Genomic DNA, 21,706 nt, shown 5'->3' with positions numbered 1-21,706 from the left:
CAATGCGTATGTCTAGTATTAAGGTTAGAGGAGCGAAGGAAGGGAATTTGAAAAGCATTAGTTTGGATATTCCGCGCGATCAGCTAGTTGTATTAACCGGGTTATCTGGCTCGGGCAAGTCTACGTTGGCTGTCGATGTTATTTTTCAGGAGTGCCAGCGGCAATATTTAGAGGCGATCGGGCTGCAGGGGATACAAAAACCGCAAATTGACTCGATTACGAATGTGTCCCCGGCTATTATGATCTCCCAGCACCAAACGAATAAAAATCCACGTTCCACTGTTGGCACGCTCACCAATATTTACACAGATTTGCGCATGGTTTACGAAAAGCTGGCCGTTAGAGCTTGTCCAAGCTGCCACACCCTTATTTCAGCCGCTGCCTGCAAGGAGGAAACCGAGAAGGTAGAAGGCGATTTTAAAGTATATATGGTTTGTAGCGCCTGCGGCTATAAAATGGACAAGCTGACGCGATCACATTTTTCCTATAATACCATGGAAGGCGCATGCTCAAAATGTGAAGGGCTCGGTAAAGTTATGACCTTGAACAAGCCGGCCATTATTCAAGAGCAACTGTCGCTGGAGGAGGGAGCCGTTCACTACTGGGATCATGGCGCCTACAAGGAATACCAGATTGCTGTGCTGTACAGCGCATTCGAGCATTACGGTGTTCCCGTTGCTCCAGGAACTCCAGTAGCGGCCTATAGCGAAGCGCAAAAAGAACTGCTGTATTATGGTGTAGACGCTGACGAGGTTAAAAAGCGTTTCCCAGATCTTGCGCCACCGAAAACGGTGAGCGGAGGCAAATTTGAAGGCATTTATACAACGCTTTGGAGGCGGCTGTCTGAAAAAGGCGGAGAGGACAATCGGCTAAGCGTATTTTTTGAATCGGCGGTTTGCCCGGACTGCAACGGCGAACGACTGGCACATTTAAGCCGCCATGCAACGGTTGCAGATGTGCGACTGCCTGAGCTTACGGTCAAATCGCTGGAGCAGCTGCTGGAATGGATTGTATTACTTGAGCAAAGCTTGAGCGCTGACAGCGATGAGCTGGTGCAGGTGTATTTGCTCGATATTAAAACGAAGGTGCAGCGCTTGCTCAATGTCGGCTTGGGCTATCTGTCGCTCGATCGTGCAACGGTTACGCTATCTGGCGGCGAGCTGCAGCGCATTAAGCTGGCGGCAGCACTCGATTCGGATTTGACAGGGCTCATTTATATTTTGGATGAACCGACGATTGGGCTGCATGCCAAGGATACGCAGGGCATTATCGAGGAGCTGAAAAGGCTGAGAGATAAAGGCAACTCTGTGCTCGTCATTGAGCATGATCCGGATGTAATGCAGCAGGCGGACTATATTATCGATATTGGGCCGGGCTCAGGCAAGCATGGCGGTCAAATTATTGGCGAGGGCACGCTGCAGCAGCTTATGGAGCAGGAAGGCTCGGTAACAGGAGCGTATTTGCAGCGGAATGAATCTCCTAAGATCAGCAACCGCAAAGGCTCAGGCGAATATCTCGAAATTAAGCATGCAACGGCTCATAATTTGCAAAATGTCCATGTGCGCTTTCCGCTTGACTGCCTTATTGCAGTTACGGGCGTGTCGGGATCAGGAAAATCAACACTTGTGTTCGATGTTCTGGCAGAGGCTGCCGCACAATCAAGCTCCAGGCAGCAAGAGAACGTTGTACTGGGCAAGGAGCTATTCGACCAGCAGATTACAATCGAGCAATCGGCGATTAGCAAAATGAAGCGCTCCAATGTTGCGACCTATTCTGAGGTATATACCGAAATAAGAAAGCAGTTTGCAGGGGTGGAGGAAGCTAAGGAAAAGGGGCTTACGGCTAAGCATTTTTCTTTCAACACACCAGGTGGACGCTGTGAAAACTGTCAAGGGCTCGGCTTTGTTACGAGCAATATGCTGTTCTTTAAGGACATTGAGGTGAAATGTCCGGTTTGCCAAGGGCATCAATTCAATGAAGAGGTGCTTTCGGTCAAATATGAAGGCTTGTCGATTAGAGATGTGCTGCAATTATCGGTCGAGGATGCGCTGCAGCTGTTTTGCAAGCACAGTAAAATCCAACGCATTTTACAGCTGCTGCACGAGGTTGGGCTGGATTATGTGCAGCTTGGTCAAACGTTAACGACCTTGTCTGGCGGTGAAGGACAGCGCTTGAAGCTGGCCAAGGAGCTGATCAGCAACAAGGGCAAACGCAGCCTGTATTTGATGGATGAGCCAACGACTGGCCTGCATCCTGTTGATGTCGACAACTTTATCGTCTTGCTCAACCGCATTGTCGATCAAGGCAACACCGTGATCATCGTCGAGCACAACCAACAGGTGATCGCAGCAGCGGACTGGATTATTGATCTTGGTCCTGAAGGAGGCAACCAAGGCGGTCAAATCGTGTTTGAAGGAACGCCGGCTGAGATGATGGCTGGCAGCCAAACCTCAACTGCGCAATATTTACGGCAAAGCTATAGTGTTGTCTAAATGTGGAAAAGTGATTCAAGTGATGTGCTTGAAAATGATCTACTAATCCTGTCCAGCAAAGAAAATCTAAATTCCAGGTTTTCAGGATAGGAGAGGTATGGGCTTTTATAGATTTATCATGAGGTTCTGCTGCTTCTAAGCAGCAGTCTATCTTATTGTTTGTGCTGCCTCCTGTCCGTTAACTCGGAAGGAGGTTTTTTATATGGTCGTTGGCGATTACTCGTATTATGCTGCGCTGAATGGCGAGTCGTTTGAGGATCTTATCATTATGAAGTGATTGGAACAAAGTTGATCATCGGCAATGATGTTTGGATTGGAAGACTTGCAACGATTATGCCGGGCGTACAGATTGGCGATGGGGCGATCATTGCTGTGGAAGCCGTTGTGACAAAGAATGTGGAGTCTTACACGATTGCAGGAGGAAATCCTGCCTGGCCAATACGCAAACGGTTCTCTCCAGAAATCATTCAAGAGCTGAAGGGGGGGCGAAACGCTTCAAAATCATCCTCGAAAGCCGGATTTCCAAAAAGGCTATAAACGGTTTTTTGAGCAACGAAGCTAAGCAAATCGTAAACATCGGCAACATACTGATAAAAGGAGCGATAGAAAACCGTTTGGTGGTCAATTACACCAAAGTTCATTATAATGAGAAAATGGCTTGAAGCTAGCTATAAGAAATTTGACACAAGGAGGCCACGGTTGAAATGTATAACACGCTTATTTCATTCCCGGCTGGTTTTTGGACTAGTTTAGGGCATTTGGGGATAGATGCTCAAGATATCATTCGAAAAGGTCGGCTTCCTAACACAATTAGGACACAACAAGCAGTTACGGTCGCCCAATATTTTGCAATTTGGCAGGCATATTCTGATCTGGTTGGCGACATAGCTAAAGGTATCGTGAGCCTTGCGTCGGCCTTTGAAACCGCGAAATTCCCGCCGCCTGTCCTGGCGACTTACCATGCAGGCAGCTACCGGGAAGCGCTAAGCTTCATGGCTCGCTATAAGCAAATGTGTCCTCCCGATTCGATGCGAATAGCAGAAGAAGGCGAGCTGTGCACCATTGATTTGGGGTGGGGTCAGCCAGAGCAAGTTGGTCCGGCGATTTTGACCGGCATCACGCTGGCATTTCTTCTCGAGCTTGGACGTCGAGGAACAGGGAGACCATTGTCGGCTCGTTCCATTGAGTTTGCTCAATCCATGGGAGATGTACAGGTGCTGGAAGAATATTTCGGTTGCCGCGTTCGGACGAGCAGTTCCACGAATCGGATGGTACTGCATCGGAGAGATTTGGATCGCATCTTCGTGTCGAACAACGCAGAATTGATGGAAGTTCTCACTCCTGTTCTGGATAAGACTTTGGAGGAACAATTAAGCAGCAGCTCCTTCTCCGAAACGGTCAAACAGCTAGCAAAACAGAGCCTCGCCGAAGGGAATGCCAGCATTCATGTTATTGCCAAGAAGCTCGCAATGAGTGAGCGTTCCTTGCAGCGGCGCCTTGCCGACGAACATACAAGCTTTAAACAGCTGTTAACTGAAGGGAAACAGGAGCAGGCTCGAGCATATTTGACAGATCCTTCACTTCCTATAAAAGAAGTGGCCTATTTATTAGGCTATAGAGACCAGAACTCGTTCTATCGAGCCTTTCGCCAATGGGAAGGCGAGACTCCGTTAACATGGCGTGCTGAACATATGATATAAAACGAGATCATTAAACATATGGCGCGTGAAGCATGAAGGTTGGCGTTATGTGCTAGTTTATGAACTTGCTCAATCCTGTACTATAACCATAACCCGTTACGAAAATTACAATGTTAAGGAGATATGGATAATGGATATGGGATTACGCAATAAAACGGCACTAGTTACAGGATCGACGAAAGGGATTGGCAAGGCTATCGCACTTGAATTGGCGAGAGAAGGGGTTCATGTACTCATTAATGGGCGAAATAAAGAGGAAGTAGAACGAACGGTTGAGGAGATTAAATTCAATTTTCCTGAAACTAATCCGCAAAATGCTGCGTCAGATCTTGTATATCCTCAACAACGGAAAGCTTTGTTTGAAAAGTTTCCTAATATAGATATTTTAGTAAACAATATGGGAATTTATGAGATTATGCAGTACGAAGACATTAACGATGAGATATGGGAAACCTACTTCCGCACCAATGTGCTTGCCGCCAATGGATTGTGTAAATTTTATATGCCTAAGATGCTGGAAAGCGGCTTTGGCCGTATTCTTTTTATAGCGAGCGAAGAAGCATTGATGCCATCAGGACAGATGCCGCAGTATTGCATGACGAAAACGATGCTATTGTCCTTAGCAAAGAGTTTATCGAAGCTAACAGCTGGTACAGATATAACCGTAAATACGATCATGCCAGGACCTACACTTTCCGAGAATGTGCATCAAATTATAGACAGTGTTTACCAGGATGAGACATTAACATTTGCGCAAAAAGAGAAGCTTTTTATGGATACTAATTTGCCTCAATCCGAAATTCAGCGATTTATTAGGCCTGCTGAGATCGGAAGACTGGCTGCTTTTGTAAGTAGTCCATATGCCGCTGCGTTTCGAGGCTCGCCGATTCGTATGGACGGAGGGATGATTCCGACAATATTTTAGTGTAACGCCGATTTATGACGCTGATATATATCGAAAGACTGAAACGATAGGCTGTTATACTTGTCATAACGTTGTAATTGGAGGTATCTATGAATGTAACATTTAACCAAGCAAAAATCGCGTTTATATTGCTTATTTTGTTAATAACCATTACCGGATGCGCTACACAAAAGCCCGTACCTCAAAATGAAGATCAAGCCCTATCTAATCCACCTCAAGCTACAGACCCTATAAGCGAGACTGTAAATGAGCCTCCAGCTGCTGAGGAGACAAGCAACCCGTCAAACCCACCTGTTGAGTATGACCCTGCCTGGCCGGATCAAACGGTCAGTTCCTCTAAAGGGCATCTTGTGAATAGCTGCGTTCCGGATGAGCTGCGGGATAAAGCAACTACATTGACAACCAGTGAGGGGGTGCATCTGTCGGCACTTGTGCTTGGTAGCGGAGATAAAGGGGTCCTGCTTGCACATGAGCAGGGCTATAGTATTTGCTCATTTCTTGACATGGGAACTGAGCTGGCAGACAGTGGATATCTAGTCGTAATTCCTGAATATCGCAATCATGGTGCCTCGCAAAATTTCGAAGAGGATAATCAGAATATAGATCGTGATGCAGATGCGGCCTTAAGCGAGCTTAAACGTTTGGGGGCCAAAAGTGTATTTTTGGCCGGAGCATCATGTGGAGGAAGTACAGCCATCATTGCAGGCGTTCGTCAGGAGCTGCCAATTGAAGGACTAATCATTCTGTCATCTCCTGCACAATGTGGACCGCTTGATGCAATACCAGGCGTCAAACAGATTGAAGCACCATCCTTATTTGTTTTTTCTCCTGGAGATTATGGGGGCTCAATTGAAAAAGAAGTACGCAAATTATATCAAGAATCCGGAGCAACGGATAAAGAGCTAATTGTGGACGAGAGCGGTTATCACGGAACTGATATGTACCGTAGGGGCGAGCAGGGGGACGCATTAAAGTCCAAACTAATAGACTTTATTAAAACATCATTTAATTAAAGGAAATCCTTTTTAGCCGCTAATAGCGGCTTTTTTTGTTTGACAGAGCAATCAATTAAATTGAATTTTCCTTTCTATACACTCCAGGTGTTACTCCAACTTCTAATCTAAACATCCTAATAAAATAGCTGGTAGAATGATTCAATTCAACTATTATGTATGATTGATAGGATCGGTCTGAAATTCGTCAAACTTTGTACTAAGTATGGATTGGCAAGGCCAAAAATTATGGATGAATTACATGTCAGAAACAATAATACTGTCAAGTACGACTTAATTGAATTTTTAAATGTGTATGGATATGGAGTGCTACGTGTGCAGTAACGTAAAACTCCGAACTTTTACGTTTCATAACATTCAATTGCAGACTTTTGCGAGTAATCGTACAATTGGAATATATTGGAAGAATCATAGAAGATCGGAATGTAGATTATGGACTAGAAGTACACCCCAATAATCAAGTTCAGGCAAACCCGGTACGGTAGTAACCCCCATCAATCCCAAGAATGACAAAACGCTTAAGCAATATTTTATATCAAATACAATGGTGCGAAGAAAATGATATCGAGCATGTTGCCCGATTAAGGGAAATTAATAAAAGAATAATCGTCGAGTTAATTTTCTCCGTAATGATATTATGGAAGTCGTCAGGAGGTGAGAGGTATTGGAAAAATACTCAACAATACAAACAGTACTGGATTATATTGAGGACAACATGGAGGCATGTTTAGACAGTGATACCCTTGCGGAAATCGGCTTTTTGTCGAAATCCCATTTTTTTAAGCTATTCACCCTTCACACAGGCTATACACCAATGAATTGCGTTCTTAGACGGAAGCTTCAATATGCAGCGAAACGGATAATCGCATGCAAAGAGAAGATCGCCGATATCGCTTTCCAGTTTGGGTTTGAATCGCATGATGTTTTTAGTCGCGCGTTCAAACGTGTCTATGGCATTACACCTGAAAGCTACAGAAAGAGAGGATACACACTGCACGAAATGAAAAAAGTGGTAGTGGATAATAAAAATGAGGGAGGGAAGGAGAAGGTGGATGTGCAAATCGTAGAAAGACCTTCTATGTGCTTTCTCGGAGTTGAGAGACAGATCGGTCATAGAGATGGAGAAGCGACCATCGCACACGTTTGGGAGCAATATTTTCAAAATTATCAGCATTTATTTGGTAATGTTATTAACCGAGTGAAGCCGGAGGAGGATGCGGAATACGCATTGGCTGTATTTGATCATGATGGAAAGCTAAGTTATTTCGTTGGCTTCGAAGTGGAGGACCTTGAGAATACTCCTGCAGGGGCGGTAGGAAGAAAAGTGCCTGCTCTTACTTATGCCAAGGCTACCCATGTAGGTCTGCCTGCTGAAACTTTAGGCCAAACCTTGGATTATGTTTATGGAGAGTGGTTCGCCAATAACGTTTATCGAACCGCGCATTTGTGCGATTCGCCCTATTCCGTAATCGAGTATTACGATAGACGTTGTTCATTGACACCGCCGGAGATGGATATTTATGTACCTATCAAATCACCATCCGAGAACAAAATCGAAATCGTACCTTCCTTTGAGGCCGTGTACTATCGAGCAGTAGGTAACAATCTAGCCAAACTGAAATACGAAGCGTTTGATGTAATGATCAATTGGGTGGAGAAGAATGGTTTCGCAAACGATACATCCTTCAAACTAGGAGTGAAGTATGGTGAAACAGACGATCACGAATCATTTTGCGAGATATTTTACAAACTCACTAAAGCAAAAGCTATGTTCATAAATTCGGATAAAGTAAAATTAAAAACATATGTTGGCGGAACATATGCGGTAGCTCCCGGAGTACACCATTTTCTTGAGAAAGATTGGGCTTCGTTTGTGCGCTGGTTGGAGCAGCATTCCGAATACAAGCCGGTTGGAGGATGTTATGAAGAGTTTTTGATCAAGAGCGGTAAAGTGGACTATTATACCAACATTCAATTGTATGAAAGGGTAGAGAAAAGGTGATGGTAAGCGCTTACGAAGAAGTGTGCATTTGGGAGAAGACCGAGGCCGTACAGTCAATGCAAAAATGTGGACTCGGAAATGGCATGATTGCTATGGATTTGGGTTGTGGCTTAGCACATTACACTATTCCTGCTGCAATTATTGTTGGTAGAGAGGGGAAAGTAATCGCGGTAGATCATGACAAGAAAATAACCAAAACCACTTATAATCGTCTCATGGATGCTGGTATAACGAATGTTGAACTAGTTTGTGCAAATCATCTTGAATTGAATCACATTCCAGATAGTAGCATCGATTTTCTTATTATCTACGATATGATACATACGAATCCAAGAATAGAAGTTTATCCGGTAATTAAACGTTTATTGAAAAAGGGTGGGATATTATCTTTCTTAGCCTTTGGTGAGATTCGCATTCGGAAAAACCCAGAAGGTCAATTAATAAAGTCTGATAAAGGTAAAAATATCACAGATACGTATGATGCTGCCTTAATGAGAATACATGATGAAATTAATTTCAATGGTTTTGAGCTTGTTAACATTATAGAGAATGGCGGCGATCACTTTGATCATTTCCACAGTCCATACCATTGGAAAAAATATGGTGAGGTTAGATTGAAAACACTCGAACGCGGTAATATATACAATTATAAAAATTATAAGTGAAAACTCAAAAAACGGTCGCGGTTGATTACTGATTTGAAGTGACCCCTAAAAGTTAGACACGGTTATTTCGTTAGGCTGTAATTAATCAAATCAAGTAATCATTATTGAGCTAAGTCTGACTATGGCGGCCACGGTATGTCACTCCTTTTTGGAAGCACGCGGGGTAGAGTAATCCTCTTCTGGTTGTTATATGAAAATATTAACCTGAATGAATTTGTTAGGGAACTAACTCACACCCGCTTGCTTGCGGATTGCTTTAAGGAAATGTTTTATTTGTTTTCGGGATGTAATGGTGATCAACCAATTATAAGTTAAGTGTTGGATGGCGAAGACGGAGAAGAGGATTCCAATTTGGTATTAAATTGACCAAAATGGTCAATTTCCATATAATATAAGAATGGAGGTGCTTATGTACGATTATTTTCATCGAATTAGCGAGGAAAAGCAACGGCACATTATCGATTCTGCCATGCAGGTATTTGCCCGGCACGGCTACCATAAGGCTTCGACCAATGAGATTGTGAAGCTCGCAGGCATTTCCAAAGGCTTGCTTTTTCATTATTTCGGGTCTAAGCCGGGATTGTTTTGTTATCTGTACCGTTATTCACTCGACTACACAATGACGAATGCGCCGGGCTACGATTACAGCAACAAGGATTTGTTCGATACGATTGATCGGATCAACAACGCCAAGCTGAATATGATGATCGATTATCCCGCCATGGCCCAATTTATGGTTAAAGCTTACTTTGAGACTCACTCAGATGTCGCTGACTTCATACAAAAGGCCAACCAGTCTTATTCCTCTACAAACCTCACCGTCATTAAAGACGGGATCAATACCGATCACCTCAAGGAAGGGTTGGATATCGACGCGGTATGGGATGCCTTGATGTGGATATCGGATGGGTTTATGAAAATGCAGGTTGAGCGCGGTATTACCGATGCGAAGCAACTGTTTGAGGAATTCGAAATCTATAAGAGCATTCTCAAATACGGAATCTACAAGGAGGAGTGACATGGAGGAGAGAACATTTCGAACGGATGGCTGCGAGCTCCGTTACTGGGTGAGACCTGCCGATTCTCGCAAATGGATCATATTCTTACACGGTGCTGGCTGCGACCACCTCATGTTCGAACGGCAGTTTCCGGCAATGCCGGAGGATTACAATATTGTCGCCTGGGACGCCCGGGGCCATGGGCAGTCGCGGCTCGACCCCGGCAAGCGATTTAATTACCAGGACATGTTGAAAGACTTCCAACGGCTGACAGAGCACTATAACATGGAGGACATCGTGTTGATCGGGCAGTCGATGGGCGGCAATCTGTCTCAGGACCTGCTGGCCCAATATCCTGAACGGATAAGGAAGGTAGTCCTTATTGGCTGCACCGACAATGCTCAGTCGCTATCCTTTTCGGAGCGCGTTCAATTGAGCTTGGCCATACCGACCTTAAGGCTGATCCCGTGGACGTCGCTGGCGAAATTGAGCGGCGATGCTAGTGGTGAAACAGAATATGCCAAAGCCTACACTCGAAAAGCCATTATGTCACTGGGCAAGCAACGTTTCGTGGACGTCATGAAGACGCTCCGCATCGCACTGCGGCACGATCCACAGTATACGTTCCCGATTCCCGTGTTGCTCATACTCGGAGAGAAAGATAAGACGGGCAACATTGTAAAGGCAATGTCGGGCTGGCCACGAAAAGACCGCAACGCCGTCTTGAAGCTGATTCCGAATGCAGGACACAACGCTAACATGGATAATCCGGACCTCGTCAATCGGCATATTATCAACTATCTCGCTCAACCTTGACCTCATCAGAAGAAAACAAAGACTAACGATGCTTGCCTTCGGCGAACGAGGCCACGGAGGCAGATAGCGCAATCTGAAAACCAAGATTCTCCAGCCTTCGTACGGCTTGTCTTACGATCGTTTCTTGCTGCCGCTGCTCAAAGTAGTAGCTGCCTAAATCTTTGTAATCCTACTTAGGTGGGAAAGAATGAATAATAATTATGAAACTCCTGGATGAACAAGAGAAAGACTAAGACATGAGGAGTTGAAAAATAATCCATTTGGACATATCAATGATGGAACTAATATGGATCAATCTGGTAGTCTAGTCGATTTAGTATATATCAAGAAGGGAGAAAACAAATGTTTGACTTTTTAACTTTGTTTACGTATGTAATCGTTGTCCTTGGTCTATTTTTAATTCCAGGACCAGCCGTTCTCCTTACTATCACCCAAACAGTTCAAAATGGGCGAAAAGGAGGGATCATGGCAGGACTTGGCATAGCAACTGGGGATTTTTTTCATACGTTATTTGCTACTTTGGGGCTCTCAACAATACTTATGACCTCTGCTTTTGCATTCAATTTTGTTAAATATGCAGGTGCGGCTTACTTATTGTATCTAGGGATTCGCTCAATGTTAAGTAAGTCTTCAGAGCCACAACTTCCTGAGATTGAATCGGCAGGGGCTATAAAGTCGTATGTCTCGGCGACTGTCGCCGAGATACTTAATCCAAAAACTGCACTATTCTTTCTGGCTTTCTTGCCTCAATTTATTAACCATGAACGAGGTGAAGTATTGGGGCAATTTTTGATACTTGGCCTCATCTTTGTAACCTTAAGTGCATTGTATACGACAGTGATCGTATTGAGTGTTTCGGCCATTGGAAAAATGGCCAAACGGATGAAATGGGTAGTCCATTTGAGTCGTTGGAGCGGCAAGCTGGTCGGAACGATCTATATCGGGCTAGGTTTAAAGGTTGCATTCCAAAGACAATGATTCTATGAAGTTAAGGTTTTAAAGATAATGGACGTATGAGGGGGAGTTCAATCAAACAACGGCATGTCGGCGGCCAAATGGGGCGGGTCACGTTCGAAGTAATGGCCTCTGCTAGCCGTTTTTCAGTGCATAACGCCTCTAGCGGCGAGGTTACCTTCCTCAATCTCATGGAGGCGAGCCGTGGGGACGTGGAAGTGATAGATATCGAGTAGCGCCTTTGATCTTTTAATTAGGAGACTATGCTTATAAACATACAGAGGAAAAGTGCGTTCTTCCTATAGGTATTCGAAATCTTAGCTGTCGGGGACAAGAATTTGTACCGATTGCCGTAAAGGACACGAACATGAGCCGATTACCGAATGGGTAGTTTCAATTTTATCAATCAGGACTGACAGGATTTGAATTCGTGTTCGGAATTTTCATTACCAACGAAAGTGTATCAATAATATGGCTTTGAAGTTGTCAAGAAAAGTGCAGTTCGAAAACACACTCATAAATTCCACATACTACTTCACAAAACTCGTATTTTGTACATATGTATATAAATCGAATTAAAGCCACGCCCTATATGATTTTTTGTTTTGTCGGATGACAAGAACTTTAGGTCATAAATGACAAGAACTTTATCCCATTCCCTCGATGTCTTTTCCTGAAGGAAACAAAAAATCGGTACATTAGGTACCGATCATTAGTCGTTCTTTAATTTCAAATTGTCAGTCGAGATACGTAAGCTTCAACGTAATCACGCTGCAGTTTATTTTCTTTTGATGGATTATCAAAAATTCGCATAGCTGCCATCATTGGTGTGATAGATTTCATGTTTCGATATGACTTACGCACATGTTTTGTTCTTAGTTTACATTTTACATTTTCTAAATTCTCAATAATTATAATATTGGGCAAGGCAAACAACTCAACTGTTAGATTTACACTTCCATCTAACTGTATTTTGTATAAAGATTTTGGTAAACTATTTTCAACCATCTTGAGAACTTCAGTCCAAGAAGGTGTCGTTATCGCTTCAGAATGTTTTTTCGCGATATTGAGCCATTGGTAGAAATAGTTTAAGCAAAATTCTGTAGTAAACCGATTTATAGTCCAATGGACTAAGTTCTTATTAAAATAGTTACTAATTGAGATTTTGTTTAATATGTCAATAATATGGTCTTGTATCAAACCAGTTACAAATTTTAATCCTGAATACTGTCTTAACTTTATACTATCCTCTTTCCTACCCTCAATATAAAAACGATCATTCTTTAGAAGAGTATGCTTCCAGAAAACATATGCATAAGCAAATGGGCAAATAGGTGGAAAATTTTCACCCTCCTCTTTTTTCAATTCCTGAAGAATTCGAACACATTCACGATGCTTGTACAAAATTTTAGATTTAATGTAGCGGTCAATGTTTCTAAAGCAATGTTCATTTTCCTTGTAAATATTATACTGGTATTCATTGCTTTTTGCGTACAATTGATAATCAATCGTTTCTTCCCGTCTAAATTTTGAGTATATTATTGGAGCTAGATTTAGTAGATGAACACTAGCAGCAGCTGTATTAAATATCAAATATGTGTTTTGTTCATCATTAATAACGTCCTGTTCGAGCCAGTTGATTACAGAATTATCAACTAATTCAATTGAATTTTTCCAATCTGTCCACCCTCTCCCTTCAAAGTTGGCTAATCGATATCCGCATGTACATGTGAAAGGCTCTCCGAGTCTTTTATCACTTAATAAAAATGGAATATCGTTTTGACATGAAGGACAGGAGTCTAGCAATTTTGTCTGGTGAGATGGACAATAATGAATTAATGCGAATTGATGTAGCCAACTATGATACCCAAATTGAATACACTGTTCACACCATTGCAATTTAATTGGAAACCATATCACATCTCTTTCAATAAAATTATTTATCGGTAATAATAACTTTGAAATTATTTTTTTGTTGTGACCGATTAGATCATAATTTAATATATCTTCTAATTGTTGCGGATTAAAACTACTTAATTTAATTAGCTCCCTCCTCTTATCCCCAACTAGACTTTTGATTCCTTTTACTTCAGCGTCTCCCAATTTTTTTAGTATGTCCGTCCGTCCTACATGGTTCGCATAACATACTTTTTCAAAAACGGACCAAGGTGTTTCAAAATCATTTATCCAATCTCTTCTCCACACGATCATTTAGTTCGCCTTCTTCGCTAATGCCATATAGATTTCTGATTCAATGTAACCCGATCTTTGTATAGCCTCTTTCCATTGGTCCATGGATAACCATTCTGAACATTTCCCATTGGCACCATTTAGTTTTATAGCATTTTCTACTGTAAATGCAACGTATTCCATAGGCAGTTCAACTTCTTTTCTTGAAAGACCGAACTCCTCTCTAATGGCTAAGAATAAATCAAACAAGCTAGTAGCATAGTCGGCAAGTCTTTTTCCTGAATCGAATGCATTTGGGAAGTAAAAGCGTGTGTAATTCCATCCACTATTTAGAGGATATTCTGATTCATCATAACTTTGAAGGACGAACTCCATCTCTTCTTTTGTAGTGATACCTCTAAAGCGGTATTCAGTTGGCATGAACCTTCCAACAATCTGTGATTTCTCATTAGCAAGGAAGAATGAGCGACGATTGACAAGTTGCTCTTGACCTATTGTTATCGTAGTCATTCTTATATTTCTTCTTATTAACTGATTGTAAATGTCGATTAAACAATCGTATTGCCACTCCGTTAATTTCTGGCCTTCATCCATTATTAGAACCAATCTTCGAAGATTTGAGCGCTCGGCTTTCTCATGCATTAAGTTCACGATTTGATTTCGAAGTACGATTTCATCTCTTTTCCCTTCAAATACAAAACGGAAGTCAGCCAGCATATCTCGAAAAAATTTCTCTGCAGAAGGAATTTTATAGCTTTTACTATCAGCAACAAAAACTGGTAAAGGACTTTCTAACAGTTCGGGTAAATAGGTAACAGCGAACATGGTTGCTCTTGTTTTACCTAACCTAGGGCGCCCATGTACAATCATGCCTGGAGCACCGTCTTTAATAATCTGAACAATTTTATCCATTAATCTGTTTATCTCCAAGGTCGGCAATATATATTGTCCTTGCTCAATCGGATGTGTACCTGGAGGTATAATTGGTCTAACCATTCCAAGTTACTCCTTTCTATAATGTTATTGTTTTAAATCGTCTGTTGACAGTAGGCGTTTTTGATGTAGACTGTGTCTTTTCTTGTCGCTCCCTTGCCTGCTCAAGTGCATTAATATCTTCATGTGCTTTCGCCAATGCAACGTTTTTGTTAATTTCTTCATCTCTTTTTCGGAGGACTTTCTGGACTTTTGCAATTTGGTTTGCAGTAGCCTTTTTCTTTTTCTTTTGCGACAACAAATATTCGTGATACACAAAGATGGGATCTTCCCATTGAGTAAAGTGAATTAATTTCTTGTTTTTCAACAGATTAATTGCCTTTCTCATCTGCAAGTTATGAGGTGTTAATGACCACTTCCCTGTGGCTACGACTTCGCCAAACTCACTTCCATCTGGCAAAAACACTCGGATTGTGCGTAGATCATCAACATTTATATGTATCGTTACCTTTGTGTTTATCAAATGGGCAGATTGAGCCAATAAATCGTTCCGGTATTCGACCCCCATATATTCGATGTATGGACGCTTACCAGATTGGTGACTTCCGCGAATAGTTCGATTTTTTTCAATTTGCGTAAATAGAAATTCTGAGCGTTTCGATTCATTTAACAATCTAGGTATCATCCCTTTATTTATTCGTTGCTCCAATATTTCAAGAGGTGAATTGTAGAATATTGCACCATGTGGAGTGCCGTTATAATTGGAAACAGCAACGTCTAAAATTTCCTCTAAATGTTCGTATGTAATCCTATATTGAATGGCCATCTCTTCAGGATTTTCACGCCTTGGGTCATTAGGGTGGCTACCTGTTGTATTCGGCATACGTTGAACACTGCTTGAAGTAAGTGTTTGATGGAAACGTTCAATATGCGGACGTCTCATCGGTTTACCTACTGCCCCCAAACATGTAGTACATCCAATTAAGTTACGAAAACGTTCTCTCACCAAATCAGCTAGATGTGCTTGAGCATTATCGAAATAAACAACATCCCAAACAGCCCATTCTATTTCAGGGAATCGTTCAGATGGGTAGCCACCGGGCGGTTGATATGTAAGTCCTGGAATAGTAAGATTCATTTTTTTAACAGGCATTACTGCCTTTTTAGCAGCAATCATGACATCGCTAGCATTATATTCTTTGTTTAAACATATATGTGGTCTACCGATAACTGAATGTGTTGCTCTATCTATAAAACTTAAAAACCAAAGTCTATCTAGTGTAAGAACTGCATCATCGCCTTCTAAGGTCTTCACCGTAATTACAAATATTCCATCTATTCGATGACCGTCAAATTCAACATCTTGATATGGTGTTAAGGTCGAAGGATAGTTTTGCTTTCCTATCCCTGCATTTTTTGCTTTTTGTTCAGCGTCTCGACCATAACGACGTGATGCTGTACCAAAGTGCTTATTCCTAAGTTGAGTTAGGAATCGACATAACGCCCTATATCCTAAATGGTTTGTATTAAACGGATATTCACTTCGGGATATACCCACTTCTTTACACATTTCAACAAATTTCTTATGGATATATTTTGGCCTCATGACCGGTTCGGACAGTTTTTTTCGACCAAGAAATAAATTTTCAATTTCATCACGAATTTTTGGGTACTTTTCAAGAAGTAGACTAAACTCCCCTGTTTTTCTGGAATCATTAATTTTTTTTGATAACGGATTTAATTCGTATTTCTTTATCTTCTTATTTGGGATCAATCCTCTGTATCCCCAAGGTATGCCATTTGGATCGAAAGAGATACATCTTGTGTATAATCGATTAATTTCCCTTCGATTAATACCGATTAAAGAGTGGATCTCTTCATGGCTTTTCTCGTTTGCTACATAAAGGTCTATTGCTTCTTTACGTTTAAGAAACAGTGCCCTCTCCTCTTCTTCCATTCCTGCAATATCTACTTGAAGCCACAGCTCCTGGTCTTTTTGTCCAAGTGATAGTTCCCCGCTGTCAACTACCTTAACACGGCTCACGTAACCATACCTCCGTTTTTCTACAAATTATTGATTCGTCAAGATTGAGCTGAATTACTCCCTGATAGCACAACCATAAGCACGCATTATGTACTAGTGGGTATGGTATTGAGGATAAATCCGTTAAATCTTGCATGCTTTTACGTTCATTTCGTAAATATTTTCTTAATTGCGCTGTGGCACTTGGCACAGGATTGTTCTTAACAAATGAGATTATCTTCAATCTGTTCTCTAATTCATAAGGATTTTGTCTTAAATGCTTGTCCGTTACTATTTCATAATGGATCCCGTGTTTTTCACAATAGGCTCGTTGTGCTTCAATTTGACGAAGTGTTCGTTCGTACTGTGGATTCTCTGAAGTAAGTTCCGATTCGTACTTGATCTCACAACATTTAATCGATCCATCTCTAAGCTGTATCCACATATCGAATACACTAGTGTGAAGCTCACCATTCAAAACATAAGAGATCTCAGGATATTGTTCGCAATATTTTTCAACCTCTGGTTCAGTCTCTACATAAACCCAATGATCAAATTCAAGATCACTATAAAATGTGACTTGCCTCATTCCCACTTTTGGTCCTTCTGAGATCCAGTAGTTACTTCCGTATTTAGAGCCTCTCGGCATAATTTTGGGCTGCTGCATAACAAACACCTCTTTCTCTACTTGCTTCTTGTTGATTGCTTATAATTATCAACATTTATATCCATATTTATGCAAACAAGTGGTATCTCAGCAAAACTATTTGAACATAATAGATTAATAGAAAAGAAAAATAGGAGGAGTAATTAATGCATGAAGATGAATTTTATCGTTGGTTAGGAAGGTATATTAAAGAGTTACGTAAGAAGAAAAATCGTACTCAGCAAGATATATGTTATGTATTTCGGCTGTCACGTTCTTCCCTTTCCAATATTGAAACTGGTAGACATCGCTTGAGTATTTTTGCATTATATGAGCTACTATGTGTTTTGGATGAACCTTTTGAAAAAGTAATCGATTCAATGGTTGTTCATCATCGTCATTCGAAACTTTAAATTATTTATAGCGGTTTGATACGTTGCTACTAGGTAAGGGCCGATTTGTTTATATCAGTTATGAACGTGGCAATTTCAGGTGTGTAAAAATCATGTATATGACATGTTTAGAATCGTATTCATCGTATAATACAAGGATAGTTCAACTCCCATTTGTTCAGCGATTGTGAACCATTGCATTCTAATCAACTGGGAGATTATGTATTAAATACCATTGAGTAATAATCCTATTGACGTTACTTTTGCCAGGAACTTAAAATATCCACTTACTTTATTACATTCACCTCAGTAAAATTATTACCATGTCTAACGGGTATAATACATATAAGTATCATATCACTAATAAAAATACTAATATGTATTATACCTGATGCAATGCTATAATTACTCTTAAACTTTAGAAAACACGATCGACGTTCTGTGATGATTAGGAATACGGATCGCGTTTTTGTAAATACGATGGTTTTTACCTTTCAGTTCTTTTAACTCGAGTAGTTTAAATATGCGTTAAGAAGGAAATAAATTACATTGACGTTGATCATGAACTTAGAGGTGAAAAATTGTGAAAATTCAGGAGCAGAAAGATTTTGATTCACTCCAGACCAAAATAGAATCCCTTCCCCCGACAGTCAAGGATTATGTTCACTACAAATTAAGTGAAAACTTGTCTCCCTCTTCCCTACTTGAGTATTCGCGGGATTATGAATTTTTTTTCTCTTGGATGATTATGGAGATAATGCCCGATATTAAACGGATTCTTGAGATCACAATTAATCATTTAGAGCAGTTAAACCTTAAAAATATAGTTGATTATGAATCATACCTCAGAGTGGTCGAAGGAAATAAGGAGCGTACCATCGCTAGGAAGTTACAATCACTCCGATCTTTATTTAACTATCTCCACGATGTTGCAGTTAATACTGAAGGAGAACCTTTACTGAGGAAGAATGTGTTTCGTAAAATCACTTCGAAAAGATTAACAGATCCACTTTCAACTGCCCGTGCTATTCAAAAGAAGGTATTAGTATCGGATGAATCAGAAGATTTTATAAACTATATTCGGACAGGCTACAGAGTCGAAAATTCTACTAATTTACAAGCGCTATGGTTTTATGATCTGAATAATTTACGAGATATCTGTATTATTAGTTTAATGCTAAAAACAGGTTTACTTGTAAGTGATATTGTTAACATGAATCTCTCAGATGTTTCACTTCAACATAAACAAATCACTATCATTCGCCAGGGAGCTGGGCTAAGGAGCACCCACATCGTATTATTCAGTAACTCCATATCTGAAGACTTAGTCAATTATCTGAATGTTCGAGAAAAAAAATATCGTCCGGAGATTAACGAAAAAGCGTTTTTCTTAGCTATTCCAAATGGACGAACGATCGGCAATAGAATAACAAAAAGAGCTATACAAGTGTTAGTGAATAAATATTCCGCTAAATACGGTAAACCAGAAGTAACAACTCGACAATTAAGGTATTCTTTTGGTTTGGAATATCAGAATAAGAGCGACTTCGTACAAACAAAACAGCAACTTGCATTAAGAAATATTGAAAATACGGAAAAGTATGAACTTCTTTCTAAAATGTTAGGTCTAGAAACATAAAAGCTAAGATAGACGCTATCTTAGCTTTTATGTTATTAATGCGTTTAGGTATTTCTTTAGTAAATTATATTACATAGAACTCCCGATAGAATTCCATACCGCAGATATAATGATGCTGCACGCATCGAACACTCCTCCACGCCGATAATTGGCCTTACATGAGATCCACAACAAAAGGCGTCTTTTTTGATCCCATAGTTCTTGGCTGCAGCTGTAACACCAATCTCGTGATTTGCTATTTGACCAAGGAAAGTGAGTTTTCCGTAGCAATGAACTGTTTTTGAGATGAAAAAGCTCCCCTCACAGTAGCTGATTTTATTATTTCACCTGTCTACAGTAAGGGGAGCGTGCCAATATATATAAATCTTTTATTAATAGAAAAAGGCCAAGCCGTTAATTTATTAATTTGGCCACCTTTCTCATATTATTAGATCACTTCACTCTTATCGGATGTACTTTTTTGTGGCTTAACTTTTTTAGGTCTTCCTCTTTTCTTTGCAGGAGGTTTAATATTGTTTTGATCTAAAGCCTCAAGACTAGCCTGGAGAGCAGACATTAAATCTAATACATTATTCTTAGGTTTATTGACTGTATATTGAATCTCGTGCCCTTGTATTTTTTTATTAATAACCTCTATCAATTGATCTCTGTAATCGTCTTGATATTTTTTTGGCTCAAAAGTAACTGATAGCTGCTGGACAATAGTTTGAGCCATCATTAACTCTTTTGGATCAACGATAGGATCGGCCTGGATATTAGGAACGTTTTCAATAGGTCTAATTTCATCCGAGTAATATAGTGTCTCTAAAACCAGACAGTTATTGATAACTCTTATTGCTCCTAAACTACTTTTCGCTCTAATGGAGACATTGCAAATACCTATCTTACTCGTCGTCTTAAGTGCTTTCATCAAAAGAGTGTATCCTCTGTCAGCCTTGTTATCAGGTGATAGGTAATATGTTTTTTGAAAATAAATCGGATCTATCTCATCCATATCCACAAAATCTAGAATTTTAATTTCTTTACTCGATTCAGGCAGAAGAGCATCTAATTCATCTTTTTCAAAAAAGATATAGTGCTCCTTTTGATATTCATAACCTTTCACTAATTCTTCAGTAGTTGTTTCTTTATTGCAATTTTTACAGAATTTAAGTGATGATATAGGTGAACCACATGTTCGGTGTATTTGTTTCATTGTAATATCTTTGTCTTCTGTTGCAGAGTGCATTTTAACCGGTAGATGAACTAATCCGAAACTTAATGCCCCTTTCCACAATGTATGCATATTATATCTACCTTTCTATTTTTTACAAACATCCTTTCCAATTTTATGCAACATTAATCAATCGACTTGATATAAATTTTTTCACTCCTGTAGTTCAAGTGTTTTCTTTTGTTTAATGGATTCTTTTAATATATTTATTTGCTTAAAGTACTCTGAGTCCTCAGAAGTAATCCGCTTATTGAGTTGCCATACTTCATGAATTTTGCCGGTATTAGGAGATGTCACAGCAATTACTCTATTTTCTTTAATATTAATTATCACAATAGTGTAAGTTGTCTCGTCTGTCATTAATGAGTAATTAAACCAGTTTTCTTTAATTGCTATAGGACATGAATAATACATGTCTTGATAACAAATTCCCTTATTGGTAATTACAGCTTTCTTCAGTATAAAGTTATCTGTTTTATCCACAATCATTCTCCCTATGAAAAATTATAGCCTAACATTCTTATTATTCTAGCCGCATATACAACAATTTAATACTTATAAGTATCATAAAGATTAAATGATATTTATCTACGTATGTTTTGGCTTCTAGACGTTGTATACACTTCAGATAGAGGTGTTAAAATGTCAAATAACATACTTAAACTAGTTGGTTCGAAGATTAGAGACTTGAGGAAAGAAAAAGGGTTATCGCAAGAACAACTTGGCGAAATTGCTGGGTTTCACTTTTCATACATAGGTGGGATCGAGAGAGCTGAAAAAAATATCTCCTTATTGAACCTAGCGAAGATAGCAGATGCATTAGATACTGAAATTTATGAGCTTTTTTCCTATACTCGATTGATTAAAGTATCTGATCATACAGGAAGTAAAGAAGATGAAATAAATAAGATCTTGGAATTGCTCTCCTCAAGAAATATGAATGATATTCGAAAAGCGAGGCTTATCATAAAAGAAGTTTTTAAACAGGATTAATGTAATAAGATGGGTATAAGCTTATACTTAGAACTTAAAGGGGCGGAATATTCCGCCCCTATTGTCATTCTATTATTTCTTATAGATATATATTGTAAAATTCAAAGAAACT

The 21,706-nt window shown here is 40.1% G+C and carries 18 protein-coding genes and 2 pseudogenes; 14 read left to right on the top strand and 6 right to left on the bottom strand.

Annotated elements, in window-relative coordinates:
- Positions 1–8: 8 nt before the first annotated feature.
- The 11 genes and pseudogenes from ACFP56_RS00155 to ACFP56_RS00105 all read left to right on the top strand — a co-directional run bounded on the left by ACFP56_RS00155 (position 9) and on the right by ACFP56_RS00105 (position 11,589).
- Positions 9–2,492, top strand: a complete 2,484-nt coding sequence (locus tag ACFP56_RS00155; protein WP_379229790.1) for an ATP-binding cassette domain-containing protein — start codon at positions 9–11, stop codon at positions 2,490–2,492.
- 154 nt (positions 2,493–2,646) lie between these two features.
- Positions 2,647–2,969: pseudogene (locus ACFP56_RS00150) on the top strand (hypothetical protein); the annotation flags it as partial.
- Positions 2,970–3,196: 227 nt separating this feature from the next.
- Positions 3,197–4,192: a helix-turn-helix domain-containing protein gene (locus ACFP56_RS00145; protein WP_379229788.1), complete on the top strand. Its 996-nt coding sequence runs from the start codon at positions 3,197–3,199 to the stop codon at positions 4,190–4,192.
- A 130-nt stretch (positions 4,193–4,322) separates the two neighbouring features.
- Positions 4,323–5,117: an SDR family NAD(P)-dependent oxidoreductase gene (locus tag ACFP56_RS00140; RefSeq protein WP_379229785.1), complete on the top strand. Its 795-nt coding sequence runs from the start codon at positions 4,323–4,325 to the stop codon at positions 5,115–5,117.
- Positions 5,118–5,206: 89 nt separating this feature from the next.
- Positions 5,207–6,130, top strand: coding sequence for an alpha/beta hydrolase (locus ACFP56_RS00135; protein WP_379229783.1), 924 nt, complete (start codon positions 5,207–5,209; stop codon positions 6,128–6,130).
- 664 nt (positions 6,131–6,794) lie between these two features.
- Positions 6,795–8,132 carry an effector binding domain-containing protein gene (locus tag ACFP56_RS00130; protein ID WP_379229780.1) on the top strand — a complete coding sequence of 446 codons (1,338 nt, stop codon included), beginning with the start codon at positions 6,795–6,797 and terminating at the stop codon, positions 8,130–8,132.
- Entirely contained in the window at positions 8,132–8,797 is a 666-nt protein-coding gene (locus tag ACFP56_RS00125; RefSeq protein ID WP_379231712.1) for a class I SAM-dependent methyltransferase, read from the top strand. The genes ACFP56_RS00130 and ACFP56_RS00125 overlap by 1 nt, the downstream gene beginning before the upstream one ends.
- 409 nt (positions 8,798–9,206) lie before the next feature.
- Positions 9,207–9,815, top strand: coding sequence for a TetR/AcrR family transcriptional regulator (locus ACFP56_RS00120; protein WP_379229778.1), 609 nt, complete (start codon positions 9,207–9,209; stop codon positions 9,813–9,815).
- A gap of 1 nt (position 9,816) precedes the next feature.
- A complete protein-coding gene (locus tag ACFP56_RS00115; RefSeq protein ID WP_379229776.1) occupies positions 9,817–10,611 on the top strand; it encodes an alpha/beta fold hydrolase in 795 nt (264 codons plus the stop codon).
- Positions 10,612–10,840: 229 nt separating this feature from the next.
- Positions 10,841–10,969: pseudogene (locus tag ACFP56_RS00110) on the top strand (DUF6366 family protein); the annotation flags it as partial.
- Positions 10,954–11,589: a LysE family translocator gene (locus tag ACFP56_RS00105; RefSeq protein WP_379229773.1), complete on the top strand. Its 636-nt coding sequence runs from the start codon at positions 10,954–10,956 to the stop codon at positions 11,587–11,589. The pseudogene ACFP56_RS00110 and the gene ACFP56_RS00105, both read left to right, overlap by 16 nt.
- A gap of 705 nt (positions 11,590–12,294) precedes the next feature.
- Here the strand turns inward: ACFP56_RS00105 and ACFP56_RS00100 are convergent.
- The 4 genes from ACFP56_RS00100 to ACFP56_RS00085 are packed head-to-tail and all read right to left on the bottom strand — an operon-like array spanning position 12,295 to position 17,378.
- Entirely contained in the window at positions 12,295–13,776 is a 1,482-nt protein-coding gene (locus tag ACFP56_RS00100) for a hypothetical protein (RefSeq protein WP_379229771.1), read from the bottom strand.
- Entirely contained in the window at positions 13,777–14,751 is a 975-nt protein-coding gene (locus tag ACFP56_RS00095; protein ID WP_379229769.1) for an ATP-binding protein, read from the bottom strand.
- A gap of 16 nt (positions 14,752–14,767) precedes the next feature.
- Positions 14,768–16,732 (bottom strand): hypothetical protein, encoded by a 1,965-nt coding sequence (locus ACFP56_RS00090; protein ID WP_379229767.1) that lies wholly within the window; start codon positions 16,730–16,732, stop codon positions 14,768–14,770.
- Complete coding sequence (locus tag ACFP56_RS00085) at positions 16,719–17,378, bottom strand: TnsA endonuclease N-terminal domain-containing protein (RefSeq protein ID WP_379229764.1); 660 nt, start codon at positions 17,376–17,378, stop codon at positions 16,719–16,721. Before ACFP56_RS00085 ends, ACFP56_RS00090 begins: the two co-directional genes overlap by 14 nt.
- A 146-nt stretch (positions 17,379–17,524) precedes the next feature.
- On the opposite strand from ACFP56_RS00085, the gene ACFP56_RS00080 reads away from it, so the two are divergent.
- Positions 17,525–17,770: a helix-turn-helix transcriptional regulator gene (locus ACFP56_RS00080; RefSeq protein ID WP_379229762.1), complete on the top strand. Its 246-nt coding sequence runs from the start codon at positions 17,525–17,527 to the stop codon at positions 17,768–17,770.
- 562 nt (positions 17,771–18,332) lie between these two features.
- Positions 18,333–19,388 (top strand): tyrosine recombinase XerS, encoded by a 1,056-nt coding sequence (xerS, locus tag ACFP56_RS00075; protein ID WP_379229759.1) that lies wholly within the window; start codon positions 18,333–18,335, stop codon positions 19,386–19,388.
- Between the two features lie 427 nt (positions 19,389–19,815).
- Here xerS and ku read toward each other — a convergent pair whose 3' ends face one another.
- Both ku and ACFP56_RS00065 read right to left on the bottom strand, forming a co-directional pair.
- Positions 19,816–20,673 (bottom strand): non-homologous end joining protein Ku, encoded by an 858-nt coding sequence (gene ku, locus ACFP56_RS00070; protein WP_379229757.1) that lies wholly within the window; start codon positions 20,671–20,673, stop codon positions 19,816–19,818.
- Positions 20,674–20,754: 81 nt separating this feature from the next.
- Positions 20,755–21,084, bottom strand: a complete 330-nt coding sequence (locus ACFP56_RS00065; RefSeq protein WP_379229755.1) for a hypothetical protein — start codon at positions 21,082–21,084, stop codon at positions 20,755–20,757.
- Positions 21,085–21,243: 159 nt separating this feature from the next.
- On the opposite strand from ACFP56_RS00065, the gene ACFP56_RS00060 reads away from it, so the two are divergent.
- Positions 21,244–21,594, top strand: coding sequence for a helix-turn-helix domain-containing protein (locus ACFP56_RS00060; protein ID WP_379229753.1), 351 nt, complete (start codon positions 21,244–21,246; stop codon positions 21,592–21,594).
- The last annotated feature ends 112 nt before the right edge of the window (positions 21,595–21,706 follow it).

This window comes from Paenibacillus septentrionalis (genome assembly GCF_042659865.1).
Classification (GTDB): Bacteria; Bacillota; Bacilli; order Paenibacillales; family Paenibacillaceae; genus Pristimantibacillus; species Pristimantibacillus septentrionalis.
This window is presented reverse-complemented; position numbering and strand designations above follow the sequence as displayed.

What these genes read in the sequence shown, in the direction of transcription:
- ACFP56_RS00155 (WP_379229790.1), top strand. Translation starts at nt 9, where the DNA reads ATGTCTAGTATTAAGGTTAGAGGAGCGAAGGAAGGGAATTTGAAAAGC.
- ACFP56_RS00145 (WP_379229788.1), top strand. Translation starts at nt 3,197, where the DNA reads ATGTATAACACGCTTATTTCATTCCCGGCTGGTTTTTGGACTAGTTTA.
- ACFP56_RS00140 (WP_379229785.1), top strand. Translation starts at nt 4,323, where the DNA reads ATGGATATGGGATTACGCAATAAAACGGCACTAGTTACAGGATCGACG.
- ACFP56_RS00135 (WP_379229783.1), top strand. Translation starts at nt 5,207, where the DNA reads ATGAATGTAACATTTAACCAAGCAAAAATCGCGTTTATATTGCTTATT.
- ACFP56_RS00125 (WP_379231712.1), top strand. Translation starts at nt 8,132, where the DNA reads ATGGTAAGCGCTTACGAAGAAGTGTGCATTTGGGAGAAGACCGAGGCC.
- ACFP56_RS00120 (WP_379229778.1), top strand. Translation starts at nt 9,207, where the DNA reads ATGTACGATTATTTTCATCGAATTAGCGAGGAAAAGCAACGGCACATT.
- ACFP56_RS00115 (WP_379229776.1), top strand. Translation starts at nt 9,817, where the DNA reads ATGGAGGAGAGAACATTTCGAACGGATGGCTGCGAGCTCCGTTACTGG.
- ACFP56_RS00105 (WP_379229773.1), top strand. Translation starts at nt 10,954, where the DNA reads ATGTTTGACTTTTTAACTTTGTTTACGTATGTAATCGTTGTCCTTGGT.
- ACFP56_RS00100 (WP_379229771.1), bottom strand. Translation starts at nt 13,776, where the DNA reads ATGATCGTGTGGAGAAGAGATTGGATAAATGATTTTGAAACACCTTGG.
- ACFP56_RS00095 (WP_379229769.1), bottom strand. Translation starts at nt 14,751, where the DNA reads ATGGTTAGACCAATTATACCTCCAGGTACACATCCGATTGAGCAAGGA.
- ACFP56_RS00085 (WP_379229764.1), bottom strand. Translation starts at nt 17,378, where the DNA reads ATGCAGCAGCCCAAAATTATGCCGAGAGGCTCTAAATACGGAAGTAAC.
- ACFP56_RS00080 (WP_379229762.1), top strand. Translation starts at nt 17,525, where the DNA reads ATGCATGAAGATGAATTTTATCGTTGGTTAGGAAGGTATATTAAAGAG.
- ku (WP_379229757.1), bottom strand. Translation starts at nt 20,673, where the DNA reads ATGCATACATTGTGGAAAGGGGCATTAAGTTTCGGATTAGTTCATCTA.
- ACFP56_RS00060 (WP_379229753.1), top strand. Translation starts at nt 21,244, where the DNA reads ATGTCAAATAACATACTTAAACTAGTTGGTTCGAAGATTAGAGACTTG.